16 protein-coding genes are annotated in these 17,008 nt (G+C 56.4%); 8 read left to right on the top strand and 8 right to left on the bottom strand.

Features of this window, described 5'->3' with window-relative positions:
* Positions 1-3: 3 nt before the first annotated feature.
* Complete coding sequence (rppH, locus tag PGR10_RS12445; protein WP_015703328.1) at positions 4-534, bottom strand: RNA pyrophosphohydrolase; 531 nt, start codon at positions 532-534, stop codon at positions 4-6.
* 453 nt (positions 535-987) lie between these two features.
* Here rppH and PGR10_RS12440 point away from each other — a divergent pair, with 453 nt between their 5' ends.
* From PGR10_RS12440 to PGR10_RS12420, 5 genes are all read left to right on the top strand, one after another.
* Complete coding sequence (locus PGR10_RS12440; protein ID WP_430923551.1) at positions 988-1,152, top strand: hypothetical protein; 165 nt, start codon at positions 988-990, stop codon at positions 1,150-1,152.
* 64 nt (positions 1,153-1,216) lie between these two features.
* Positions 1,217-1,912 (top strand): DNA mismatch repair endonuclease MutH, encoded by a 696-nt coding sequence (mutH, locus tag PGR10_RS12435; RefSeq protein WP_101705384.1) that lies wholly within the window; start codon positions 1,217-1,219, stop codon positions 1,910-1,912.
* Positions 1,913-1,975: 63 nt separating this feature from the next.
* A complete protein-coding gene (locus PGR10_RS12430) occupies positions 1,976-2,689 on the top strand; it encodes a TerC family protein (RefSeq protein WP_430923549.1) in 714 nt (237 codons plus the stop codon).
* A gap of 123 nt (positions 2,690-2,812) precedes the next feature.
* Positions 2,813-3,031, top strand: a complete 219-nt coding sequence (locus PGR10_RS12425) for a YgdI/YgdR family lipoprotein (protein WP_004867116.1) — start codon at positions 2,813-2,815, stop codon at positions 3,029-3,031.
* A 253-nt stretch (positions 3,032-3,284) separates the two neighbouring features.
* Complete coding sequence (locus PGR10_RS12420; protein WP_430923548.1) at positions 3,285-4,325, top strand: NADP(H)-dependent aldo-keto reductase; 1,041 nt, start codon at positions 3,285-3,287, stop codon at positions 4,323-4,325.
* 84 nt (positions 4,326-4,409) lie between these two features.
* Here the strand turns inward: PGR10_RS12420 and lplT are convergent, their stop codons facing one another.
* Together lplT and aas are read right to left on the bottom strand one after the other, a co-directional pair.
* A complete protein-coding gene (gene lplT, locus PGR10_RS12415; protein ID WP_430923547.1) occupies positions 4,410-5,603 on the bottom strand; it encodes a lysophospholipid transporter LplT in 1,194 nt (397 codons plus the stop codon).
* Positions 5,596-7,755, bottom strand: coding sequence for a bifunctional acyl-ACP--phospholipid O-acyltransferase/long-chain-fatty-acid--ACP ligase (gene aas, locus PGR10_RS12410; RefSeq protein ID WP_113372967.1), 2,160 nt, complete (start codon positions 7,753-7,755; stop codon positions 5,596-5,598). The genes lplT and aas overlap by 8 nt, the downstream gene beginning before the upstream one ends.
* Positions 7,756-8,375: 620 nt before the next feature.
* Between aas and galR the strand changes: the two genes are divergently transcribed.
* Positions 8,376-9,392, top strand: coding sequence for an HTH-type transcriptional regulator GalR (galR, locus tag PGR10_RS12405; RefSeq protein WP_213793501.1), 1,017 nt, complete (start codon positions 8,376-8,378; stop codon positions 9,390-9,392).
* Here the strand turns inward: galR and PGR10_RS12400 are convergent.
* Positions 9,353-9,832: a GNAT family N-acetyltransferase gene (locus tag PGR10_RS12400; protein ID WP_430923546.1), complete on the bottom strand. Its 480-nt coding sequence runs from the start codon at positions 9,830-9,832 to the stop codon at positions 9,353-9,355. The genes galR and PGR10_RS12400 overlap by 40 nt on opposite strands.
* 196 nt (positions 9,833-10,028) lie before the next feature.
* Between PGR10_RS12400 and PGR10_RS12395 the strand changes: the two genes are divergently transcribed.
* Positions 10,029-11,030: a LacI family DNA-binding transcriptional regulator gene (locus tag PGR10_RS12395; protein WP_162750124.1), complete on the top strand. Its 1,002-nt coding sequence runs from the start codon at positions 10,029-10,031 to the stop codon at positions 11,028-11,030.
* Here the strand turns inward: PGR10_RS12395 and lysA are convergent.
* Positions 11,023-12,285, bottom strand: coding sequence for a diaminopimelate decarboxylase (lysA, locus tag PGR10_RS12390; RefSeq protein WP_087859681.1), 1,263 nt, complete (start codon positions 12,283-12,285; stop codon positions 11,023-11,025). The two genes, PGR10_RS12395 and lysA, sit on opposite strands and share 8 nt — an antisense overlap.
* A gap of 136 nt (positions 12,286-12,421) precedes the next feature.
* On the opposite strand from lysA, the gene PGR10_RS12385 reads away from it, so the two are divergent.
* Positions 12,422-13,348 (top strand): LysR family transcriptional regulator, encoded by a 927-nt coding sequence (locus PGR10_RS12385; protein WP_087859682.1) that lies wholly within the window; start codon positions 12,422-12,424, stop codon positions 13,346-13,348.
* On the opposite strand, the gene PGR10_RS12380 is transcribed toward PGR10_RS12385, so the two are convergent.
* The 3 genes from PGR10_RS12380 to PGR10_RS12370 form a co-directional block, all read right to left on the bottom strand.
* Positions 13,335-14,027 carry an aspartate/glutamate racemase gene (locus PGR10_RS12380; protein ID WP_087859683.1) on the bottom strand — a complete coding sequence of 231 codons (693 nt, stop codon included), beginning with the start codon at positions 14,025-14,027 and terminating at the stop codon, positions 13,335-13,337. The genes PGR10_RS12385 and PGR10_RS12380 overlap by 14 nt on opposite strands.
* A gap of 79 nt (positions 14,028-14,106) precedes the next feature.
* Positions 14,107-15,462: a carbohydrate porin gene (locus PGR10_RS12375; protein WP_430923545.1), complete on the bottom strand. Its 1,356-nt coding sequence runs from the start codon at positions 15,460-15,462 to the stop codon at positions 14,107-14,109.
* 108 nt (positions 15,463-15,570) lie between these two features.
* Complete coding sequence (locus PGR10_RS12370; RefSeq protein ID WP_213793505.1) at positions 15,571-17,001, bottom strand: glycoside hydrolase family 32 protein; 1,431 nt, start codon at positions 16,999-17,001, stop codon at positions 15,571-15,573.
* Positions 17,002-17,008 lie beyond the last annotated feature (7 nt).

Below are 17,008 nucleotides of genomic sequence, written 5' to 3'. Positions count from 1 at the left end.
GGCTTAACCTCTTTTACGTCGATAAGCAGGCGCGCTTTGCGGCTTGGGTGTGGTTTCAGCAAGCGACATCGTGACGCCCGCGAACTCTTTCATCACCCGGCGGTAAACGTCGCGCTTAAACGACACCACCTGACGAACCGGGTACCAGTAGCTTACCCATCGCCAGCCATCAAACTCAGGTGTACTGCTGGTTTGCATATTAATAGCCGTATCGCTGCCGACCAGTTGTAGAAGAAACCACTTCTGCTTCTGACCGATACAAACCGGCTTTGTGTCCCAACGCACCAAACGTTTAGGCAGCTTGTAACGCAGCCAGTTACGGGTCGAGGCCAGGATCCGCACATCTTTGCGGCTTAACCCAACCTCTTCGAACAATTCCCGATACATTGCCTGCTCGGCGGACTCGCCTGGATTAATGCCCCCTTGCGGGAACTGCCACGAGTGCTGACCATAACGCCGGGCCCACATCACCTGGCCCTGACGGTTACAAATTACAATGCCGACATTTGGGCGGTAGCCATCGTCATCAATCACCGGACTACCTCAAAATAAGCTTCAATGTGAATGATTGTTTCACACTCGTTGGAAACGGTAAACCACTCTCTGTGTGGCGTGATAACGAATAACATTTGAATAACTCACAGTAATCACCCGAGTTATAAACAGTGAACGCCATCCCCGGGCCATTTTATTCACTTTTTCTGTGGATAGAGTTGTGAAGAAGTACGGAATTAACCAGGGAAAACCCGGAGTAGTCCGAACGACGTAGAGATGGAACCATTTAATAATGACATACTATTCATTAAGTTATCATACTTCTCGCCGACAAATTACAGCATAACGTGATGATCATCACATATGCGATCCGGCAACTGATGAAAGATCGAACAATGCCGCTTTTATCCACAGATAAAGCACATTCGTCGGGCACATTTTGTCTAAAAATTCGATTTTCGTCGCACGTCAAGGCTGTAAATCGAACCAGTAGTGAGGCTTTTCCCCAGTTATCCCATTTTTCTGTGGATAACATGGTGTAAGATCCTGTTCATTGTCAGTGACCAGTTCTGGAAAACCCGTTTCCACTGTTTTCATAAACGGAAAAATGGGAGAAAAAACATATATAAATCATCATATTGGTATAGTTACCCATAAAAAGGTAAACTCTATCCACAACGCACAAAAATAGCGCTCATTTTTTAACCAGAGGTTTTCTATCATGCCAGCCATCGCTCCGCTTACCGCTCCGCCGCAAAGTCAGGAGCAACTTCTTGCTCAGGCCCAGCGGCTGGCGGGCTATTCGCTGGGTGAACTGGCGGCGCTGGCAGGGATCCCTATTCCTCGCGATCTGAAACGCGATAAGGGCTGGATTGGCATCCTGCTGGAGATTTGGCTGGGCGCCAGCGCCGGAAGCAAACCCGAGCAGGATTTCGCCGCCTTAGGCGTGGAGCTGAAAACCATTCCTATTGACCGTCAGGGCCGACCTCTGGAGACCACGTTTGTTTGCGTAGCGCCGCTAACCGGTAATAGCGGCGTGACCTGGGAAAGCAGCCACGTACGGCATAAGCTGCAACGCGTGCTGTGGATCCCGGTAGAAGGCGAGCGCGAAATCCCGCTGGCGGAACGCCGCGTCGGCGCGCCGCTGCTGTGGACGCCGGACGAGGAAGAAGATCGCCAGTTGCGCATGGACTGGGAGGAGTTGATGGATCTTATCGTGCTCGGCCAGGTTGAACGAATCACCGCCCGCCACGGCGAAGTACTGCAGCTGCGCCCAAAAGCGGCCAACAGCAAAGCGCTAACGGAAGCGATCGGCGCCCACGGCGAGCCGATCCTCACCCTACCGCGCGGCTTTTATCTGAAAAAAAACTTCACCGCCGCGCTGCTTGCGCGTCATTTTCTCTTAGGCCATGAATAATTTTTTGTTCTGCCATAACGCCTGCATATAATTACCACTTTATTTTTTGCAGGACTTTGAACAATGTTATTTGCATGGATAACCGATCCTAACGCCTGGCTGGCGCTCGGCACGCTGACGCTGCTGGAGATCGTTCTCGGGATCGATAATATTATTTTTCTCTCTCTGGTTGTCGCTAAGCTTCCCACCGCTCAACGCGCCCATGCGCGGCGTATCGGGCTAATGGGAGCCATGCTGATGCGTCTCGGCCTGCTGGCATCTATCGCCTGGGTCGTTAAGCTCACCAACCCGCTCTTCACCGTATTCGGGCAGGAGATCTCGTTTCGCGACCTGATCCTGCTGCTCGGCGGTCTGTTCCTTATCTGGAAAGCGAGTAAAGAGATCCACGAATCTATTGAAGGCGAGGAAGAAGGTCTTAAAACCAACGTCCACTCCTTCTTTGGCGCCATCGTGCAGATCATGCTGCTGGATATCATCTTCAGCCTTGATTCAGTCATTACCGCCGTGGGTCTCTCCGATCATCTGTTCATTATGATGGCCGCGGTGGTGATTGCGGTTGGGGTGATGATGTTTGCCGCGCGTCCGATCGGCGACTTCGTTGACCGTCACCCGTCGGTCAAAATGTTGGCGTTGTCGTTTCTGATCCTCGTCGGCTTCACCCTGATGCTGGAGAGCTTCGATATGCATGTCCCGAAAGGTTACATCTACTTCGCGATGTTCTTCTCCATTGCGGTCGAGACGCTCAACCTGATGCGCAATAAGAAAAACCCGCTGTAAGCCACAAAATTGCAGTCCGGAAGCGGGCTGCAATCCTTTTTAAGACTTTACTGCTTTTTATGTCTCACAAATCAGGCTATTAATATACTGGTACGAGGTGCGGCCATAAGAGAGGTAATGACGATGAAAAAATGGGCAGTATTGATTTCCGCCGTAGGACTGGCGTTCTCGGTTTCCGGTTGCAGCAGCGATTATGTCATGGCGACAAAAGATGGACGTATGATTCTTACCGACGGTAAACCGGCGGTTGACGATGACACCGGTTTGATAAGCTACGAAGATCAGCAAGGCAATAAAATGCAGATCAACCGCGACGACGTGTCACAAATTATTAAGCGTTAAGCTTTTTCGTCGGTTAACCGCATATTTTCCGACAACCACTGCCACAGAAAAGAGTCGGGATCCCCCTGCTATATCCCCAGGGCAGCCCCCTTCAGGATCTCCAGACCCGGCTTTTTTGATATTTTCCCTTTCTCTTTTTCTCTCCCTCTGCCATGTTGTTATTCCCATCAGCCTGCAAGCGCTTTGAAGTTTGTGGGGAGATAGTTTTGTCGGGAAACTCCTGACCTTGTTGATAAAAATAAGGAAGCCGGCTATGCAGTATCACCGTATCCCACACAGTTCTCTTGAAATCAGCACGCTGGGGCTGGGCACAATGACGTTTGGTGAACAAAATAGCGAGGCCGACGCTCATGAACAGCTCGACTACGCCGTAAGTCAGGGAATCAACCTGATTGATGTCGCCGAAATGTATCCTGTCCCGCCGCGCCCGGAAACCCAGGGTCTGACCGAAACCTACGTCGGCAACTGGCTGGCGAAACGCGGCAACCGCGAAAAGCTGATTATCGCCTCTAAAGTCAGCGGTCCGGCGCGCAATAACGACAGCAGCATTCGCCCGAATCACGCGCTGGATCGCAAAAACATTCGCGACGCGCTGCACGACAGCCTCAAACGTCTGCAAACCGATTATCTCGACCTCTATCAGGTACATTGGCCGCAGCGCCAGACCAACTGTTTCGGCAAGCTGGGCTATACCTGGAGCGACTCTGCGCCGGTGGTCACCCTGCTCGATACGCTGGAAGCCCTCACCGAATTCCAGCGCGCCGGTAAAATCCGCTATATCGGCGTCTCTAACGAAACCGCCTTTGGCGTCATGCGCTATCTGCATCTGGCCGATAAGCACGACCTTCCGCGCATCGTCACGATTCAAAACCCGTACAGCCTGCTTAACCGCAGCTACGAAGTGGGGCTGGCGGAAGTGAGCCAATATGAGGGCGTTGAGCTGCTGGCGTATTCATGCCTGGCGTTCGGTACGCTGACCGGTAAGTACCTCAACGGCGCGCAGCCGGCTGGCGCACGCAATACGCTATTTAGCCGCTTTACCCGCTACAGCGGCGTGCAGGCGCAGAAAGCGGTGGCCGCTTATGTGGACATTGCCAAACGCCACAATCTCGATCCGGCGCAAATGGCGCTGGCCTTTGTGCGTCGCCAGCCGTTTGTCGCCAGCACCCTGCTCGGGGCCACGACCATGGAGCAGCTCAAGACCAACGTCGAAAGTTTGCATCTTGAGCTGAGCGAAGAGGTGTTAGAGGAGATTGAGGCGGTGCATAAGGTGTATACCTACCCGGCGCCATAAGAGGGTAAAAACCCCGGGTAGCGGCTAACGCCTTACCCGGGCTACCGGAGAGCAGATATTTGTGAATCCGTCCCTCTCCGGCGATTATTTACGCCGTCCCCACCACCACAGCGCAGCGATGGCTAGCGCAAAGACCGCGCCAAATCCTATCCCCACGCCAACCGGCGGGATCCCAACGCTGACCGCCAACGAGTACAGCCCCAGCATGAGCAACATCGCCACGTTTTCACCAAGGTTCTGTACCGCAATGGCGTTACCTGCGCCAACGGTATGTTTCCCGCGCTCCTGCAGCAGCGCGTTCAGCGGCACGATAAAGAAGCCGCCACACACCCCAAGCAGTAGCAGTAGGCCAAATGCCGGTAGTAGCGACTGCTGTACCGCGAAGACGATCACCGCGACGCCAATCAATATCCCGGCGGGCATACAGCGCGAGACGGTTTCCAGCGTGACCAGCTTCGCCGCTGCGCCAGCGCCAACCACAATCCCGACGGCGACCATCGCATTGAGGTAGGTCGGCATCGCGTTACTGGTGATCCCAAGCGCCACCGGCACCCAAATCACCAGCAGGAAGCGCAGCGTCACCCCCGCCCCCCAGAACAAGCTGGTGCCCATCAATGAGAAACGCGTTTCACTATTACGCCACAACGTCTTACAGGCGCTGAAGAAGCTATGCGTCATCGGCCTGAAACGCCACGATTGTCCAGGACGAGCCGCCGGTAGTTTCGGGATCCACAGGTTAGCGACCACCGCGCCGCCATAAACCAGCGCACAAACGATAAGCGCCGCCAGCACGTGCCAGTCCGCAAGAATACCGCCCGCCATCGAGCCCAGCAGGATCGCCGCGATGGTCGACGACTCCATCAGTCCGTTAGCCTTCACTAACTTATCGCCGGTGGTCAGTTCGCCCAGAATACCGTATTTCGCCGGCGAATAGGCCGCCGCGCCAATACCCACCAGCGTATAGCCGATAAACGGATTGACGCCAAAGCAAATACACCCGGCGCCGAGCAGCTTCAGGCCATTAGCGACCATCATCACCCGGCCTTTGGCGAAGCTATCGGCAAATTGCCCGACAAACGGCGCAAAGAGAATGTAAGCGCCCACAAACAACATCTGCAATACCGGCTGACTCCACTCCGGATAGTAGAGCTGCTTCATCAACGCCAGGGTGGCGAACAGCAGCGCATTATCGCCGAAGGCCGACAGGAACTGGGCGCAGATCACCGCTATCATCCCTTTCGAGTACAGTGAAGCGTTAGTGTGCACTGACTCACTCATGTGTATGTTCCGCCTCTTCAACCATGCCTTTCAGGGTGACAAAGTCCGGCTTGCCGCTGCCCAGTACCGGCAGCTGTTTCAGCCAACGAATATCGCGCGGTACCGCCAGCTCCGGTACGCCGTGTTCACGCGCGTAGCGCAGCAGCTTTTCGCGATTGAGTTCATTATCGGTGGTAAACAGCACCAGCGCCTCGCCTTTGCTGGCGTCCTGCTTAATGGCCGTGGCGTGCATTTTGTCCGGCGAGACCGCCAAAGCGACCTGCTCGACCATCTCCAGCGAGACCATCTCACCGGCGATTTTGGCGAATCGCTTGGCGCGACCCTGAATACGAACGTAGCCCTGCTCGTCAAAGACGACGATATCGCCGGTGTCGTACCAGCCGCTCTCCACTTCACCGTGCTGGTTTTCCGCCGTCGGCGCTTCCAGCACGCCGGGGTTTTCTACCCGCAGATAGCCTTTCATGATGTTTGGCCCTTTCAACTGCAGGCGGCCCCCCTGCTCGATGCCCGGCATCGCCAGCAATCGGGCATCCATCCCCGGAAGAATGCGCCCGACGGTACCGACTTTCGCCGCCATCGGAACGTTGATGGAGACCACCGGCGCACATTCGGTCACGCCGTAGCCTTCAAGGATGCGCAGGCCAAATTTGTCCTGCCACAGCTGTTTGGTGCTGTCCTGCAGTTTTTCCGCCCCTGCCACCACATAGCGCAGACGATAAAAATCATATGGGTTGGCAAAGCGGGCATAGTTGGCGAGGAAGGTTGAGGTGCCGAACAACACGGTACAGTTACGATCGTAGACCAGCTCCGGCACCACCCGATAGTGCAGCGGGCTTGGATAGAGGAACACTTCCGCGCCGGTGAATAGCGGCGTCAGCAGGCCGACCGTCAGGCCGAAGGAGTGAAACAGCGGCAGCGCCGACATAAAGCGATCGTTGGCGGTAAAATCGGCGATGGTTTTAATCTGTTCCACGTTAGCCAGCAGGCTTTTATGGCTATGCACCACCCCTTTTGGGTTCCCCTCCGAGCCGGAGGTAAAGAGGATCATCGCCGCATCTTCCGGCTGCTGCTTGACCTGCGCCAGACGCGGCGCCAGCAGATGGCCAAATATCCACAGCTTGTCGGCGGTAGTGACATCGCCTTTCAGATCTTCCAGAAACACCCAGCGCACCTGAGTCAGCTGCTCCGGCAGGTGCCAGAGTTTGCCTTTATCGAGGAAGGTACGGGAAGTAAAAATGGTTTTGATTTCCGCGGCGGTAATCGCGCTGCTGAGTCCTTTGACGCCGGCGGTATAGTTCATCATTGCCGGGATACGCCCGCGGGCAATCGCGCCGAAAATCACCGCCGCGCTGATACCGGCGTTAGGCAGCATCAGGCCGATTTTCTCGCCCTGCGCGCTGTATTTTTCCAGAATACGCGCGACGAACAGCGTTTTGGTCAACAGTTTCCGGTAGGTATCCGGCTGGAAATTAATATCTTCCACGCAGTTTTTACGCGCGCCAAAACGGTCCTGCGCCGCCAGTAGCGACTCATACAGCGTTTCACGCGGGCGCACCGCCATGCGCGCTTCCATCATAATCTGGTGCAGCATTTCGCCGGCGATTTTTCGCCGATCGCGGGCGCGCGGCGCTTCCGGCATCGGCAGATGCGTCGGCGGCAGTAAATGGAGCTGAATACGCGGGAACAGACGGCGTTTTACCAGCCCCTTCAGACGGCTGAATGGCGTAAGTTCGGCGCCTTCGATTCGCAGCGGCACAATGGTCGCTTTCGACTTCGCCGCCACAAACGCCGCGCCGTCGTAGATTTTCATCAGCGAACCGCTTACCGAAATACGCCCTTCCGGAAAGATAACCACCGGGCGCCCCTGCTCAATCAAGCGCACCAGATGCTTAATTGACATCGGCTTGGTGGGGTCCAGCGGAACAAAGTCGATAAGCGGCGTCAGCGCCCGCATAAACCAGCGCTGGCTAATCGAGGTATAGACCGCAAACACTGGCCGAACGGGCAGAAAGAGCGCCAGTAAAATACCGTCGAGAAATGAGACATGATTTGGCGTAATTAATACTTTTTCCTGATAGAGCGCCTGAGTGTCTCCGGTCAATCGTACCCGGTACAATCCTTTGAACAGTAATCGAAAAAATCCCAACAGCATAACGACTCCGCGTGGCTGATTTAGTATTCCGAGCAGGTTACATGAGAAGGCGGGGAAAAGCAGTGTGGGGGAAGAAAATTCAGAATAAAAAAACCTGCGCATCCGCGCAGGTCGGTGCAAGATAATCAGTACGAAGTGCGTACTTAAGAAACTCACCAATCAATACCTCTGGGACCCTGATTGTCGCGTTTTTACCCGGGATCGCGCCAGCGCGAAAACGCAAGGGAATGAGCCTAAGTGCAACCAGGTATTACGATTCTCGCTATCTGTAACAGCATGAATAACAGGCAAAAAAAAACCTGCGCATCTGCGCAGGTTGGTGTAATTAAGTGGTCAACGTGACGTTGACTCCACCTATCAATACCTCTGGGATAGCCAGAGTATCAATGCAGCACTCAACGAAACCAGCGAACATTCGCAACAGCTAATCGCAAAGTGTAAGCAAAGATGAGAATTCTCTTTTCACCGTTGCATCCCACGCATTGTGCTGTGTAACTTTGTCACCGCTAATCCTTGTCTGCGTCACATTTGTATCAACCAGAATGGCCGTAGCCTTGAATCCGCTGCGCTTTCCCGTAACATAACTATCATGTAAACGCTTACCCTAAAAAAGGTCAGGTATGGCGACAATTAAGGATGTAGCCCGACTCGCAGGAGTCTCCGTCGCTACCGTCTCACGCGTTATCAACAACTCGCCAAAAGCGAGTGAAGCCTCTCGTCAGTCGGTAACGGCGGCGATGGAAACCCTGAACTACCACCCCAACGCCAACGCCCGCGCGCTGGCGCAGCAGTCAACGGAAACCATCGGTCTGGTGGTGGGCGACGTTTCCGATCCCTTCTTCGGCGCGATGGTTAAAGCCGTCGAGCAGGTGGCCTACAGCACCGGTAATTTTCTGCTTATCGGCAACGGCTATCACAATGTGCAAAAGGAACGTCAGGCAATTGAACAGCTGATCCGCCACCGCTGCGCGGCGCTGGTAGTGCACGCTAAAATGATCCCCGACGACGAGCTGGCGGGGCTGATGAAACAGATCCCCGGCATGGTGTTAATTAACCGCATCGTGCCGGGTTTCGAACAGCGTAGCGTGGCGCTCGATGACCGCTACGGCGCCTGGCTGGCGACGCGCCATCTGATTCAGCAGGGCCACAGCCGCATTGGCTATATCTGCTCTAACCACGCGATTTCCGATGCCGAAGACCGGCTGCAAGGTTATTACGATGCCCTGAAAGAGAGCGGCCTGCCCGTCAATGACCGGCTGGTCACCCTCGCCGAGCCTGACGAAAGCGGCGGCGAGCTGGCGATGACCGAGCTATTAGGCCGCGGCAGAAACTTTACCGCCGTCGCCTGTTACAACGATTCAATGGCCGCAGGCGCAATGGGGGTGCTCAACGATAACGGTATCGAGGTGCCGCAGGAAATTTCGCTGATTGGCTTCGATGACGTGCTGATCTCGCGCTACGTGCGCCCTCGCCTGACCACCGTGCGTTATCCGATCGTCACCATGGCGACCCAGGCGGCGGAGTTGGCCCTGGCATTGGCGGAACAGCGCCCGGCGCCGGAAATCACTCACCTCTTCAGCCCGACGCTGGTGCGCCGTCACTCAGTGATAACGCCCGCGGAAAGTGACAAGTCGTAGCGGTACAGGCTCACGGCGGTGGCCGGGTAATCCAGGCCCTCGCCGATATAGCGCCAGCCAAAGCGTTCGTAAAAGTCGCGGCAGGCGGAATAGAGATAAAGCTGCGGATAACCGCACTGGCGGGCATAGTCGATGACGTGCCGCTGCAGCTTCCCAGCCAGCCCCTGCCCGCGCGCCGTTTCGGCGACAAACAGTGCCGCCATCCAGGGAAACAGATCCTGACGGCTGAGCAAATCGCAACGCCACAGCCCTACGGTCCCCAGCAGCGCCTCGCCTTCGGTGGCGATAAAGGTCAGCGGCAGCGCCCCCGGCGTTTGGCTATGTTCAACAATACTGCTAAAAAACGCCTGCGGTAAGGCATCGCCGGCAAAAGCCTGCCATAGCCACTCCGCCACCTGCAGCCCATGCTGCGGCGCGGCGTACAACGGTTGAATCTGCATTTTTTCCCCCTGTGAATCGATGAATTCTAGCGCGCCGCGCCCGCCCGCGCATCAAGGGTCTGAAAATGCCTTCAACAGGATTTCCGCAAAAAGCGTGATCGCGATAGTCTTTGCCGTCGTCAGGTTCATATCCCTCTGAATGACTGTGATAAACTGCGCCCTATCACCGGTTATCAGGAATCGACGAATGGCAACAATGCTGGATGTCTCAATACGCGCAGGCGTCTCGAAAGCGACGGTTTCCCGCGTGTTGAACGGCACAGGTCAGGTAAAAGAGAGTACCCGTCAACAGGTCTTCAAAGCGATGGAAGAGCTGGGCTACCGGCCTAATTTTCTCGCCCGTTCGCTGGCGAATCGAACCAGCAACAGCATTGGCCTGGTGGTATCGACATTCGACGGTTTTTACTTTGGCCGCTTACTGCAGCAGGCCTCGCGTCAAACGGAAGCCTGGGGCAAGCAGCTTATCGTCACCGATGGCCACGATGCGCCCGAGCGGGAAGAAGAAGCGGTGCAAATGTTGGCCGACCGTCAGTGTGACGCCATCGTGCTCTACACCCGCCATATGAGCGAACAGAAAATCATGTCGCTTATCGAAACCATTGAAACGCCGCTGGTGGTGATCAATCGCGATGTTAGCCAGGCGCGGGAACGCTGCGTGTTCTTTGAACAGCAGGAAGCGGCGTTTCAGGCCGTCGACTATCTGATTTCCCAAGGGCATCGCGATATCGCCTGCCTGACCGTGCCGATGCATACCCCAACGGGTAAAGCGCGCCTGGCGGGCTACCGCAGCGCGCTGGAAAAACACGGAATTGCGTGGGAACCGGCGCGGGTCAAATACGGCGATTCAACGATGACCCGCGGTTATGAGCTGTGTCGGGAATTATTAGAAGAGAAAACGCCGTTTAGCGCGCTCTTCTCCTGTAACGATGATATGGCGTTGGGCGCCTCGAAAGCGCTATATCAGGCGGGGCTGCGCATTCCGCAGGACGTATCGCTCTTCGGCTTTGACGACGCTCCTAGCGCGAAGTGGCTGGAGCCGGGATTATCAACGGTTTATCTGCCGATCGACAATATGATTACCACCGCCATCGACCAGGCGATTAAGCTCGCCAACGCACAGCCGATCGAAACCATCCCGCCGTTCACCGGTACGCTGGTACTGCGTGAATCGGTGACGACGGGGCCATTCTTTAAATAAGCTCCAGCGCCAGCAGTTCTTCAATGGTCTGGCGACGGCGAATCAGGCGCGCGCTGCCGTTATCAAACAGCACTTCCGGTAGTAACGGGCGGCTGTTGTAGTTTGAAGACATCGATGCGCCGTAGGCGCCGGTATCGTGCAGCACCAGGTAATCCCCCGGCGAGACCGCCGGCAGCAGGCGAGTTTCCACTTTGCCGCCCTCCTGCTGGGTAAAGACGTCGCCGGATTCGCACAGCGGCCCCGCGACCACGGTTTCCAGCTGCGGCTCGCCGCTCAGGTCGCGCCCGTCCGCCGCCAGCGCGGTAATATGATGATAGCTGCCGTACATGGCCGGGCGCATCAGATCGTTAAAGCCGGCGTCGATCAGCACGAAGTGGCGGCTGCCCATCTCTTTCACGCTACGCACCTGTGATACCAGCACCCCGGATTCCGCCACCAGGAAACGCCCCGGTTCAATTTCCAGCTTCACCGGATGCCCCAGATGTTTGGCGATCTGCTCGCGCGCCGCATTCCACAGGCCAAAGTAGTGATCGGTATCGATCGCCTCTTCGCCTTCGTGATAGGGGATCGATAATCCGCCGCCGGCGGAGATCGCCTGCAGATCCTGACCAAACTCCACCACCTGGCGCACCATCGCGCCGCATACTTGCTCAAGATGACCGTAATCAACGCCGGAGCCGATATGCATATGGATGCCGACCAGCTGCAGCGAATGGCGGCGAATCACCTCCAGCGCCTGCGGCAGCTGGCTAAACCAGATACCGTGTTTGCTGTTTTCACCGCCGGTATTGGTCTTCTGGCTGTGGCCGTGGCCAAATCCTGGATTGACCCGCAGCCAGACGCGGTGGCCCGGAGAGACTTCACCCAGTTGGCTAAGCATATCCACGGATCCGGCATTCACTGGGATCTGTAACGCTTTCACCCGCTCGAGGGTCGCGCGATCGATCAGATCGGCGGTAAAGACGATATCGTCCGGATGCTGCACGGGATCGTAACCTGCCGCCAGCGCGCGTTCGATCTCGCCAAGCGACACCGAATCCACCTTCACGCCCTGCTCGCGCATCAGACGCAGAATATGAATATTGGAGCAGGCCTTCTGCGCAAAACGCACTACGTCAAACTGGCTAAGTTGGGCAATCTGGCGGCGGATAATCTGCGCGTCATAGACCCATACCGGGCAGCCGAACTCAGCGGGCAGGCGCAGTAGATTGTCGGCGGTCAGATCGGTATCGGTGGCGTTCAGCGAGCGTGGCATAAGGACTCCGGTGCGTGCGTGTGTTTGTCGATGTTTTTTCCGATTACGCCACAGCGGGAAGAGAATAAAAAATATCGTTTTGTCGCGAGTCTATGCAAAAATGATATGGCTATCTGATGCTAACCGGGAGCCGCCCATGCCTGCCGTCAACTTACGCCATATTGAGATTTTCCACGCGGTGATGACCACCGGCAACCTGACCGAAGCGGCGCGGATGCTGCACACCTCGCAGCCGACGGTCAGCCGTGAACTGGCGCGCTTTGAGAAAGTACTCGGGTTAAAGCTGTTTGACCGCGCCCGCGGCCGTCTGCAGCCGACGGTCCAGGGGCTGCGACTGTTTGAAGAAGTACAGCGCTCGTGGTACGGGCTGGATCGCATCGTTAGCGCCGCGGAGAGCCTGCGCGAATTCCGCCAGGGAGAGCTGTCGATAGCCTGTCTGCCGGTCTTTTCGCAGTCATTTCTGCCGCTGCTGCTACAACCGTTCCTCGCGCGCTATCCGGACGTCAGCCTGCAGATCGTGCCGCAGGAGTCGCCGCTGCTGGAGGAGTGGCTGTCCGCCCAGCGCCACGATTTAGGGTTAACGGAAACGCTGCATACGCCGGCCGGCACCGAGCGCACGCCGCTGCTGACCTTAAATGAGGTCTGCGTACTGCCACAAGATCACCCGCTGGCCGCGAAAACCGAACTCACCCCCGCCGACTTCCACGGCGAAAACTATATCAGCCTGTCGCGCACCGACAGCTACCGCCAGCTGCTTGATGCGCTGTTTATGGAGCACCAGGTAAAACGACGGATGGTGGTGGAAACCCACAGCGCGGCGTCGATCTGCGCGATGGTGCGCGCCGGAGCGGGCATTTCGGTGGTCAACCCGCTCACCGCCCTCGACTACGCTGAGAGCGGCGTGGTGGTGCGGCGATTCAGCGTCGATGTGCCCTTTACCGTCAGCCTAATCCGCCCGCTACATCGCCCCGGTTCCGCGCTGGTCGACGCCTTTGTCCAGCATCTGCAAACCAGCCTGCCGCGTATCGAACAGCCGCTGGCGGCGGTACTTAAGAGAGCATAAATTCCACCGCGTCGGCGGCATGGATCGCCGCGGTATCAAATACCGGCAGCGGGCTACTCGTTTCCGGTACCAACAGGCCGATTTCGGTGCAGCCGAAGATAACGCCTTCCGCCCCCTGCGCCGCCAGCGCCTCGATGACCTGCAGATAATAGTCGCGCGAGGCGTCGCTAAAGGTGCCGAGGCACAGCTCATCAAAAATAATCTGATTGATGCGCGCCCGATCGTCGGCCTGCGGGATCAGCGTCTCAATGGCAAACTGCTGCTGCAGACGGCCGCGATAAAAATCCTGCTCCATGGTGTAGCGGGTACCCAATAGCGCGACCCGACGCTGGCCTTTAGCGCTGATAGCCCGCCCGGTGGCATCGGCGATATGCAGGAACGGCACCTCGCAGCGGGCTTCAATCGCATCAGCCACCTTATGCATGGTGTTGGTGCACAGCACGATGCCCTCGGCGCCGGCCTGCTGTAGCCCCAGCGCCGCCGCGGCGAGGATCTCGCCGGCGCGATCCCACTCCCCTGCCGACTGGCAGGCTTCAATCTCATGAAAATCAACGCTATGAAGCAACAGGTTGGCGGAATGCAGGCCACCGAGCCGCGCTTTAATGCCTTCATTAATTAACCGGTAATAGGGAATGGTGGATTCCCAGCTCATGCCGCCCAGCAGGCCGATGGTTTTCATTATCTGCTCCTTTATGGTTTGCTCCAGTGAAGCAAACCTGCCGATAACTTTCCACTGTTGCTGTTGGGCGGCGGCCACATCAGAAGAAATATTTAAAGCGCACGCGCGCGCCATAGCGTTCGTCGGCGTTCCCGCCCTGCTGGGCCGACGAATCCAGCCATGAGGCATAGGCGCCGAGATAAATATTAAAGTTCGGCATATCCATGATATTCGGCAGTTGCCAGGAGGTATGAATCGTGTGGATGTCATAGCGGCCCGGCGTCAGAATCGCGCAGTCGCCATCGCACTCGCCGCTGACCCCCGCCATGTTGAACTGGTCGATTTTGTTGTGCGCGTAGATATATCCCAGCTCGACGCGATGCCACAGCGCGTTAATACCGGCGCTGAAATCCTCTTCATCCGCCGCGTCCAGATAAGCGGTGCTGAGATTCACCACCATGCCATCTTCGGCATCGGTTTTAAGCGTATTCCAGCTCATCGTCAGACCGTAACCGGTACGGCTGGACTGATCGACCCAGCGTCCATTCTGGTTTTGATAGCCATAAGCATTGTTCACCAGATTGCTCTCAACCGCCGCCGCCACCGACCACGGCCCGGACTGCCAGGCCGCCACCGGCCGCACGTAGACCACGTTTTTACGATTATCGAGCGCGTTGCCGTGGTAGTTTTGATCGACAAACAGCGAACTGCCGTCTTCCACCAGCGTGTTGAGCTCAAAGTACCAGTTATCGAGGTATTTGCTCAGCAGGAAATTACCGCCGCTGCTGCTACGCCCGCGCCCCTCTTTCATCATGTAGATATAACCGTAACCGTCGCTATAGAGATCGTTGGCGGTATTACCAGAGTATTCAATAAACGTATCCTGATTCAGCGGGAACATATCGTAGGCTTCAAAACGCCCCACTTTTATTTTCCAGTCATTTTCCTGACCAAAGAAAAATACGGCATCATCAAGATTCATTTTTCCGGTCATATCCGCCAGCGGCTGTACGCTAAAGCCGGAATATTTACCATTAGCGCCTTTACGTAAGCCATCGAACCCTAACAAAATACGCCCATTGATATCCCAACGTTCTTTATCCCCCGGCGCCCAGTTTTTATTCGCACTGGTTTTTACCGAGGTCAGGCTGCCGGTTCGGCTGGCGCCATCCATATTAAATTCAACATCACCGTAAAATTTTAAATCGACATCTTTATTCACCGCCAGCGCGGGCGCGGCAACCGTCGCGGGCGCAGGCACGCTGCTTTTAGCCGTCGCGCGCTCCTGCTGCTTCAGTTCGCGGATTTCCGCCTCGGCGTTTTGCGCCCGCTGCTCGGTGGCTTTTAAGCGCTGCTCCATCTGCGCCAGGCGCTCCTCAAGCGAAAGCGTTTGCTGCGCGCCGGCGGCGGGAATAAATAAAGACGAGATAAGACATCCAACCCAGATTTTATTCATCGTTAGACCCTGCTTATTATATATTAAAGGTATTGTTTTATTATTTTGGTAAATATTAAATACCCGCCAGCGATTGCTAACGGGTGATTCTGGTTAATGACTCTTTAATTAGATATTCCACGCTCCGCCATCAATTAATGCCGCACTGCCGCTCCAGGAAAATAAAGCTAATTCCCGGCGCCGGGCATCAGGATAAATACGGCTGCTGAGGCAGGCTTCGCCATCATTGACGAAAACCTCAACGGATGAGCTATCGAAAAATAGCCGCAGCTTCAACGCCGAACCGGCCGGTAACGCAACGCTGCGGGTGCCGCACAAACCATATTGCGGATAGCGGCGCTCCAGCACCAGACGCTGCATCTGATTGTCGACATATACCCTCAGCCCTTCGCCAAAGCTCAAACCGTACTGCTCGGCGCCGCTATTGGCCGTATCCCAATGCAGGTTGACCTCCATGGTTTCGCAGTGCTCTACCATCGTCAGTTGCTGATTCTTCAACGAACTGACCGGCCACGGGAACCAGTCGCGGCGCAGGCCTTCCACCTCTTTTGCCGGACGCATCAATAACCGATTATTCGCGCCGAGGCTTAACTCGCGCGGCAGCGACAGCATACCGGCCCAACCGTCCTGCTGCTCCGGCAGCGGCGACTCCCACATGTCCAGCCAGCCGATAACAATTCGTCGGCCATCGGGGGTGAGGAAGCTTTGCGGCGCATAGAAATCGTGGCCGCTGTCGAGTTCGACAAACGCCTCTTCGCGGACAAAAGGTTGCCCCGGCTGCCAGTCTCCCAGCAGGTAGCCGCTCTGGAATAAATTGCGCCGGGCAAAGCCGTCTGCGGCCATCCCCTGCGGCGAGAACATCAGCACCCGCTTGCCATCGAGTTCAAAGAAATCCGGGCACTCCCACATGTAGCCCATCCCCGCTTCGGCCTGGGCAAGAATACCGGCATCCTGCCAGTGGCGCAGGTCGGCGGAACGGTACAACCGCACCTGGCCGACGTCGTCTACCCGCGCGCCGACCACCATGTACCAGCTTTCACCTTCACGCCATACTTTCGGGTCGCGAAAATGGTGCATCCCCGGCGGGGTATCAATGACCATCCCCTGGCGCTCAAAATGGATGCCATCGCGGCTGGTCGCCAGACACTGGACCTGGTACAGATTATTTTCATCAGCGGGATCGCCATGAAATTTATGGCCGGTGTAGATAAGCGCCAGCGTATCACCATCAACCACCGCCGAGCCGGAGAAGCAGCCGTCTTTATCTTCCGGCCCTTCCGGCGCCAGCGCCACCGGCAGGTGTTCCCAATGCACAAGATCCTTGCTGCGCGCGTGGCCCCAGTGCATCGGCCCCCACTGGTTTGAATACGGGTGGTGCTGATAAAACGCGTGGTACCAGCCGTCGAACCATACCAGCCCGTTGGGGTCGTTGATCCAGCCCGCACGGGCCGCCAGGTGATAACGCGGATACCAGCGCGGGTTGAGATCCACGCTTTTCGTCTGCAGTTCCCGCTCCGCGTTACTAATGGAATACATCATATTCATT

Source organism: Klebsiella sp. 141198, assembly GCF_050600785.1.
Lineage (GTDB): Bacteria > Pseudomonadota > Gammaproteobacteria > Enterobacterales > Enterobacteriaceae > Klebsiella > Klebsiella aerogenes.
The sequence above is the reverse complement of the archived record's forward strand: the minus strand, read 5'-3'. Positions and strand labels throughout refer to the sequence as shown.